Annotated in this window: 12 protein-coding genes; 6 read left to right on the forward strand and 6 right to left on the reverse strand. The window is 35.9% G+C overall.

Features of this window, described 5'->3' with window-relative positions; all coding sequences use genetic code 11:
* Positions 1–100: 100 nt before the first annotated feature.
* The gene (locus ACFPQ3_RS01475; protein ID WP_156806713.1) at positions 101–430 is read right to left on the reverse strand and encodes a transcriptional regulator; all 330 of its coding nucleotides are present in this window, start codon (positions 428–430) and stop codon (positions 101–103) included.
* 42 nt (positions 431–472) lie between these two features.
* Positions 473–751, reverse strand: coding sequence for a DNA-binding protein (locus tag ACFPQ3_RS01480; protein ID WP_156806712.1), 279 nt, complete (start codon positions 749–751; stop codon positions 473–475).
* Positions 752–1,037: 286 nt separating this feature from the next.
* On the opposite strand from ACFPQ3_RS01480, the gene ACFPQ3_RS01485 reads away from it, so the two are divergent.
* A complete protein-coding gene (locus tag ACFPQ3_RS01485) occupies positions 1,038–1,760 on the forward strand; it encodes a hypothetical protein (RefSeq protein WP_156806711.1) in 723 nt (240 codons plus the stop codon).
* On the opposite strand, the gene ACFPQ3_RS01490 is transcribed toward ACFPQ3_RS01485, so the two are convergent.
* The gene (locus ACFPQ3_RS01490; protein WP_156806710.1) at positions 1,753–1,989 is read right to left on the reverse strand and encodes a hypothetical protein; all 237 of its coding nucleotides are present in this window, start codon (positions 1,987–1,989) and stop codon (positions 1,753–1,755) included. The genes ACFPQ3_RS01485 and ACFPQ3_RS01490 overlap by 8 nt on opposite strands.
* A 58-nt stretch (positions 1,990–2,047) precedes the next feature.
* On the opposite strand from ACFPQ3_RS01490, the gene ACFPQ3_RS01495 reads away from it, so the two are divergent.
* Entirely contained in the window at positions 2,048–2,251 is a 204-nt protein-coding gene (locus ACFPQ3_RS01495; protein WP_156806709.1) for a hypothetical protein, read from the forward strand.
* A gap of 155 nt (positions 2,252–2,406) precedes the next feature.
* On the opposite strand, the gene ACFPQ3_RS01500 is transcribed toward ACFPQ3_RS01495, so the two are convergent.
* Together ACFPQ3_RS01500 and ACFPQ3_RS01505 are read right to left on the reverse strand one after the other, a co-directional pair.
* A complete protein-coding gene (locus ACFPQ3_RS01500; protein ID WP_156806708.1) occupies positions 2,407–2,628 on the reverse strand; it encodes an antitoxin in 222 nt (73 codons plus the stop codon).
* 18 nt (positions 2,629–2,646) lie between these two features.
* Positions 2,647–2,868: a helix-turn-helix transcriptional regulator gene (locus ACFPQ3_RS01505; RefSeq protein WP_029188634.1), complete on the reverse strand. Its 222-nt coding sequence runs from the start codon at positions 2,866–2,868 to the stop codon at positions 2,647–2,649.
* Positions 2,869–2,927: 59 nt separating this feature from the next.
* On the opposite strand from ACFPQ3_RS01505, the gene ACFPQ3_RS01510 reads away from it, so the two are divergent.
* Positions 2,928–3,464: a hypothetical protein gene (locus ACFPQ3_RS01510; protein WP_156806707.1), complete on the forward strand. Its 537-nt coding sequence runs from the start codon at positions 2,928–2,930 to the stop codon at positions 3,462–3,464.
* On the opposite strand, the gene ACFPQ3_RS01515 is transcribed toward ACFPQ3_RS01510, so the two are convergent.
* On the reverse strand, positions 3,461–3,613 hold the full coding sequence (locus ACFPQ3_RS01515; protein ID WP_198039922.1) for a hypothetical protein: 153 nt from the start codon (positions 3,611–3,613) through the stop codon (positions 3,461–3,463). The two genes, ACFPQ3_RS01510 and ACFPQ3_RS01515, sit on opposite strands and share 4 nt — an antisense overlap.
* A gap of 189 nt (positions 3,614–3,802) precedes the next feature.
* Between ACFPQ3_RS01515 and ACFPQ3_RS01520 the strand changes: the two genes are divergently transcribed.
* The 3 genes from ACFPQ3_RS01520 (at position 3,803) to ACFPQ3_RS01530 (ending at position 5,985) form a co-directional block, all read left to right on the forward strand.
* Positions 3,803–4,597, forward strand: coding sequence for an XRE family transcriptional regulator (locus tag ACFPQ3_RS01520; protein WP_156806706.1), 795 nt, complete (start codon positions 3,803–3,805; stop codon positions 4,595–4,597).
* A 2-nt stretch (positions 4,598–4,599) separates the two neighbouring features.
* A complete protein-coding gene (locus tag ACFPQ3_RS01525; RefSeq protein WP_232323246.1) occupies positions 4,600–4,806 on the forward strand; it encodes a hypothetical protein in 207 nt (68 codons plus the stop codon).
* 120 nt (positions 4,807–4,926) lie between these two features.
* On the forward strand, positions 4,927–5,985 hold the full coding sequence (locus ACFPQ3_RS01530; RefSeq protein ID WP_198039921.1) for a site-specific integrase: 1,059 nt from the start codon (positions 4,927–4,929) through the stop codon (positions 5,983–5,985).
* The last annotated feature ends 83 nt before the right edge of the window (positions 5,986–6,068 follow it).

Raw genomic sequence — 6,068 nt, forward strand, 5'->3', positions numbered from 1 at the left:
TTTTCTCAACTACTGAATAATTCAACTGTTGATTTTCTCAACTACTGAATAATTCAACTGTTGATTTTCTCAACTACTGAATAATTCAACTGTTGATTTTTCAGTAAGTTGAATTATTGCTATTTGTGGATAACTCTTTTTCAAGGTAGTTTTTCAAATACTCAAGGTAACTATCATCAATCGGTACATCTTGAGCGAAAACATAATTTTCAACCCCTTTCTTATAACCACGACTGATTTTAACTACACGTATGTATCGAGCTTTTTGTAATTCTTTGTAAGCTACCTTATGTGCATCTCTACCATTAGTTGACCTTTTTTCAAGCTCACTGATATAGATGCGCCAATTATCCTTATTGCTAAGAATTTCAGCGAGTAGCCCCTTTGCTTGTAAGCTCAAGCTGGTATCTTGCAAAAAAGCATTATTCATAGAGGTATAATTTTCATGCGTATTTGTGAAATATATATTTCATTAAGCTAATAACCTCCAATTCTCTTTTACCCATTCACGCACCGCATCTCTTGGGTAACGTGGATGTTTACCTTTTTCTGCAATTTTTGGAAAACCAGGCATAGCTGTTATCTCTTGAAAACGTGTATCATTGATAACACCAAGCATCTTTTTACACTGGTTACCATTCAGAATTAAAGGCAATGCCATTTCAATATCAAATACCTCAAAGACTTCTATCAATCGTGATTTTAACTGACTGATAAACCGTGAAATGAGGCTTTCAGCTATATCATCCATAGTGTCTCCTTTCTAGCTGTTGCTAAAACTGTGAGCGTATCAGCAACCGTTAAACCAATTAAGCTATTGATCAATACCTCGCTTAATTGATAGTTTTTCCGCTGCCAATTAATTACTAATAGTTGTTGTATGCTGTTTAATTCATTCATTTTGTGCTATAATTTATGTAGTTCTTTTAGTAAGCGCCTCAATTGGATTGCCGTCCAGAGGTGCTTTTTTTGTTTGTTCCACTTATAATTCCTTTCTAAAACTGATATAATAAAAATAAAACGATTGGAGAACTGTTATGAAAAAGTATTTTGTTCCTGCGACAAATTGGAAGATGTTTTATCAATCTGTCTGCCCACTACCAGAGCCATTTAACTCTGCTATGTACTCAGCTATATTTGACCATCTAGCAAGTGTTACCCAAGGCATTTTTCCTAATTTCAAAGACGAAAACCTAGCGATTATCTTCGCTCCATTTATTGACTGCCCAGTGTCTTTTCCAGAAGACCATTTGATTTTCTTACATTTGCAAGAAATCAATGAAAATGCTCAAGTTATTTACCAACTAGGTCATGAACTATTGCACGCTTATTACAAGTCACCTTCTAATACGCCAATGTTTTGGCTTGAAGAAGTCTTTTGTGAGGTAGCTTCTCACCTTTTCCTACAAGGTTTTGTTAAAGAGTGGTCTAAATCTGCAAATTCGATAATTAAATCTTTCACAGACTTCACGCTTGAGTACAGCGAATTACAGCTACAAGAAAGTGAGCCTGTAAACCTCAAACAATTGCCTTTGGACTACTTAAAAGATAATCCAACCGGAAATCGCAGGTTAAACACTTACATAGCTGCGATAATACTACCAGTGTTTCAAGGAAGACCAGATTTTCTAGCAGAGTGTCGTAAACTGTCTGCACTATATACAGAAACTGATTTAAATATCTTTTTTAACAAGGCTTATAGCCTCATTTCTCCTAGCTATCATCAAGAGCTAAAGAAATTAGAAACGTTATTTATCTAACGCCTTCTATCCCTTGAGGAGTATTCGATTGGAACTTGACACCGTCAAGATCATTATCAGAGATACCCCTTCCTTTCGAAAGCGCATCATTAATCAATGCCAGAACCTCTTTTTTATCCGTTTCTGTAAGATGTGGATATAACTGTTCTCCGAGTCTATCCACCCTCTCAGCGATATATGTCACAGTCCTCAGTATTTCATTGAGGGTTGTTTTTTCTAATTCTTCCATTTTTGCCTCCTTTCTATTTGCTATAATTGACTTATCCTATTGAAAGGAGGATAAGCGTATGAATGACTTTGAAAGTCTTAAACAAGCTAGTTACAAACTAATTGCTGAGTACATTGAGAAAAATACAGCTGATGTTGCAACTAAAGCTACTATTGATGTCATTGAAAAGTTGCTGACTGCCAAAGATATGCAAGTTGATAGACTTGCAACTGAAAAAGCAGCAAAAACACTTAATGACATAGTTGATAGAGCCTCTGAGTAGCTCTCTGTAATTCTTGCTCAGACTTTTCTTGTTGTCTTTGATTGTTAGCAATAAAGTCTAAATAAGAATTTTTCCATACCTTGACTATTTCCATAGTTGAGGTATTTATTTTTTTATTGTATGGATAGTGTTTTGGTCTCATGTCATTCTCCTTTCTAGTCCTCAAGGACAAGGCGCTTAGTCTTGATGACAACTTCTTCAATCCGTGCCCGTCTCAAGCCCTCGCTGATGAAATAATCAACGATAGCACTACGGCTCATTCCTGTACCAATTGATAAGCTGTCAACCTCGTCATAATTTTCACGACTGATAACCACTGTGGGGCGGTTATTTCCTTTTTGCCCTGTACTTGGGCGACCATATTTTTGTTTTGTCATATTTTTTGTTCTTCATTTCTAGTTTGGTTGGTTTACGAAATTTTCGTATTTTTTACCTAAAAAAATATCATCAAATTTAACATTGAAATAATCCATGTATTTTTTTAGAAGCTGATATCCGATATCCGAGCTATCTTTTTCTAATCTTGCAATAGTTTGACTTGAAACTTCAAATTTTTCAGCAAGTTCAAGCTGTGTCAATCCTTTGTTAATTCTCATTGCTTCTAAAGTCCATTGCAATACCCCTCACCCCTTTCTAAATTTGGTATAATGTTTGTAAAAATGATTGGAGAATAAATATGCCACAAATAACCGAATTAGATGTTCAGCTTTGGACATTGTACGCTACTGCTGTAATTGCTTTAATCGGCTTTGTTTTTAATGTCATTTCCCTATGGCAGACCAAGAAAGCTACCGAAGATATGGCAAAACCGTTTATCAATATCTACGTAGATAGATATACTGTAAAAACACAGGAAAAAATATATGTGATAAAAAATTTTGGACAAACTCCAGCATACATAGATAAGATAGAACTCATTGACGGTGAACTCGACGAATTAAACCAAAAACGACTGTTTCAATCACTCATCGGAAATATGCTTGCTCCAAATCAAAGGTTAACATCTGCCATCCATCCTGACTTTAACAGTGTAGGAACAATCAGAGTTACCTACCACGATCAACGAAAGCGAAAATATAGCGATACATTCAAGCTAGATACAAAAATGGTTAAAGATCTGTTTTATAGTGTCAATGAATCAAATAAATCTGATGAAATACCAACAGCAATCCGCCAATCAACAATGGCTTTACTTCGTGATTTAAAACCTTAAGAAGTGATATAGGCTCTATTAACGTAAATATCCATGTTAACCAATTCTTTATCAGTTGTATTGATAAGGATTTGGTTTTTAATATCAATCGCATCTTCTGGACCTGAGGCATAGATAGTATAGCTAATTTTGTGTTTATCTGTTTCCATATTTCCCCCTTTCCGCCCTTTCGGGCTTTTTTCTTCGGTCATTTCCCTGACCTTGATTAGATTATAATACGAAATTTTCGTATTGTCAACCCTGAATACCAAAAAAATAAGTTTTTTTCGTATTTTTGTTTGATAAGCTATCAAAAATGATATATAATACAGTTATAAAACGATAGAGAGGTAATGAATATGGACGAAAAAAAGCGGATGCAAGTTATCGCTGAAAATATTACCTATTACAGAAAACAACGTGGCATCACTCAAAAAGAGCTTGCTAAGGAAGTCGGTATTACTCCGAGCACTATGACCGACTATATGAAATTAAGAAGTGCCCCTTCTTTCGGAGTGATACAGAAGTTAGCAGATTTTTTTGGAATAAAAAAATCAGATATTGATACAACATTTAAAGAAGAAAAATCCACAATCCCTTCTACCACCCCCACGCAAGCCCCAGATTCGCTTGTAACAGCGATTAACAACAAGGTGGTATATTTAGACCAAGAGCTTAAAGAACCACGTCACAGCGCATGGATAAGCCACGGAGAACGTCTCTTGGATGAACAAAATACAGTAGAAAACAGTACGAATACAGTAGATGAACCAGTAGTCACATACTACACCTACAACTACTACGACCAACCAGCCTCAGCTGGCACAGGACAGTATCTAAATGATGTTCAAGTAGAAACAATTGAATTACCAGTCGATTATGACGCAGACTTTGTCGTTCCAATCTACGGCGATTCTATGGAACCTGAATATCATTCTGGCGATTATGTCTTTGTAAAACTTTCTGTCAACCTAGCAAATGGCGATATTGGAGTATTTGAATACTATGGAGATGCCTATATCAAACAACTACTAATCAATGAGGATGGAGCGTTTTTACACAGCTTAAATAGCGAATACAACGATATCAAAATTGATAGAGACAGCGATTTCCGCATCATTGGTGAGGTTGTAGGAATGTATAGGGAGGGGTAGAAATGGCAAACTACGAGATGGAAATTATCCACCATAATTTAGATTGTAAATGCCATAGACGCCGTGAATGGATTGAGGTCGACGGAAAAATGACCGCTATTGAATTTTCAGTCAAAAATCCAGATGAGCCGCCTATGAGCGATGAGGAAAAGCAAAAAATAGCAGAACTTATCAAACAAACACGTAAAGAATTATCACAAAGAAAATAAAAAAAGCCCCACACTTCCAACCGACCAAAGCGAAAGTGTGAGGTATCTCGTATAAGAAACAGCCATTAAATGGGCGGTTTTCTTGTACCCATTTTATCAAAAGACAGGGGTAAAATCAATATGGCATATTTTAGAAAAAGAGAAAATGGCTGGGAATACCGTATCTCATATAAAGCCCCAGACGGCTCATATAAGCAAAAATCCAAGTCTGGGTATAGAACTAAGGCTGAGGCAGTTCAAGCCGCCTCACAAACCGAAATGGAGCTATCAGAAGGTGTCATAGAAGATAAGAGTATCACACTTGCTGAATACTTTGAGAAATGGTACAAAATCCATCGTGCTCCTGCGATTTCTGTCGGAACTATTAAACACTATGAAACCGCTACTTCTGCTATTATAAAATATTTTGCTAAAACTAAATTGATTGATATCACCCCATCTACTTACCAAGCTACTTTAAATGAAATGGGTAAACATTACCAAAAATCAACGCTACGCCTCATCCACACAAAGATTAAGGCCTGTGCAAAATATGCAGTTATGGACAGATTGATAAAAGTAAACTTTGCGGATCTTGCTAAAGTTGTCTCAGAAGTAGAACCCCATTCACTCGACAAAAAGTTTTTAACCCAAACTGAGTACCTAGACCTTATCAAGTACACTAAAGAGAACCCTTATCAATACAGACAATTGCAGATATACCTATTGGCAGTTACTGGTATGCGTGTTGGCGAGTCATTAGGCCTTACGTGGGATGATATAGATTTTGACAATCATCAGTTAAATATCAATAAAACATGGAACATTTATACAAAAAATGGTTTTGCTCCCACGAAAAATCAGCAATCAGTTAGGACAGTTCCCTTAGATAATGGTACAATAGAGCTATTAAAAGATTATAAAGCTAACCATTGGCAACCAAATGACTTTAATCGCTTGTTTCCAACAAAAACTCAAACTTACCTAAACTCTCGATTAAAAACAATTGTTGGGCGCTCTGTCCACATTCATTCACTACGCCACACTTATGTGAGCTATCTACTAGCAAATGGCATTGAAGTTTTGACAATTTCCAAACTAATTGGACATAAAGACCCAACTATCACACTTAACACCTACTCACATCTCCTAAAAGAAAAAGAGGTTGCAGATTTTGACAAAATCAAAACTCTTTTTTAAAAATTTGGGGCAGATTTGGGTCGATGCTTATCAAAACACTATAAAATAAAGGATTTTTAACGTATATCATGATTACCAAAGAA

The organism is Streptococcus caledonicus, from assembly GCF_042656225.1.
Classification (GTDB): domain Bacteria; phylum Bacillota; class Bacilli; order Lactobacillales; family Streptococcaceae; genus Streptococcus; species Streptococcus caledonicus.

What these genes read in the sequence shown, in the direction of transcription:
- ACFPQ3_RS01490 (WP_156806710.1), bottom strand. Translation starts at nt 1,989, where the DNA reads ATGGAAGAATTAGAAAAAACAACCCTCAATGAAATACTGAGGACTGTG.
- ACFPQ3_RS01480 (WP_156806712.1), bottom strand. Translation starts at nt 751, where the DNA reads ATGGATGATATAGCTGAAAGCCTCATTTCACGGTTTATCAGTCAGTTA.
- ACFPQ3_RS01525 (WP_232323246.1), top strand. Translation starts at nt 4,600, where the DNA reads ATGGCAAACTACGAGATGGAAATTATCCACCATAATTTAGATTGTAAA.
- ACFPQ3_RS01475 (WP_156806713.1), bottom strand. Translation starts at nt 430, where the DNA reads ATGAATAATGCTTTTTTGCAAGATACCAGCTTGAGCTTACAAGCAAAG.
- ACFPQ3_RS01500 (WP_156806708.1), bottom strand. Translation starts at nt 2,628, where the DNA reads ATGACAAAACAAAAATATGGTCGCCCAAGTACAGGGCAAAAAGGAAAT.
- ACFPQ3_RS01495 (WP_156806709.1), top strand. Translation starts at nt 2,048, where the DNA reads ATGAATGACTTTGAAAGTCTTAAACAAGCTAGTTACAAACTAATTGCT.
- ACFPQ3_RS01530 (WP_198039921.1), top strand. Translation starts at nt 4,927, where the DNA reads ATGGCATATTTTAGAAAAAGAGAAAATGGCTGGGAATACCGTATCTCA.
- ACFPQ3_RS01515 (WP_198039922.1), bottom strand. Translation starts at nt 3,613, where the DNA reads ATGGAAACAGATAAACACAAAATTAGCTATACTATCTATGCCTCAGGT.
- ACFPQ3_RS01520 (WP_156806706.1), top strand. Translation starts at nt 3,803, where the DNA reads ATGGACGAAAAAAAGCGGATGCAAGTTATCGCTGAAAATATTACCTAT.
- ACFPQ3_RS01485 (WP_156806711.1), top strand. Translation starts at nt 1,038, where the DNA reads ATGAAAAAGTATTTTGTTCCTGCGACAAATTGGAAGATGTTTTATCAA.
- ACFPQ3_RS01510 (WP_156806707.1), top strand. Translation starts at nt 2,928, where the DNA reads ATGCCACAAATAACCGAATTAGATGTTCAGCTTTGGACATTGTACGCT.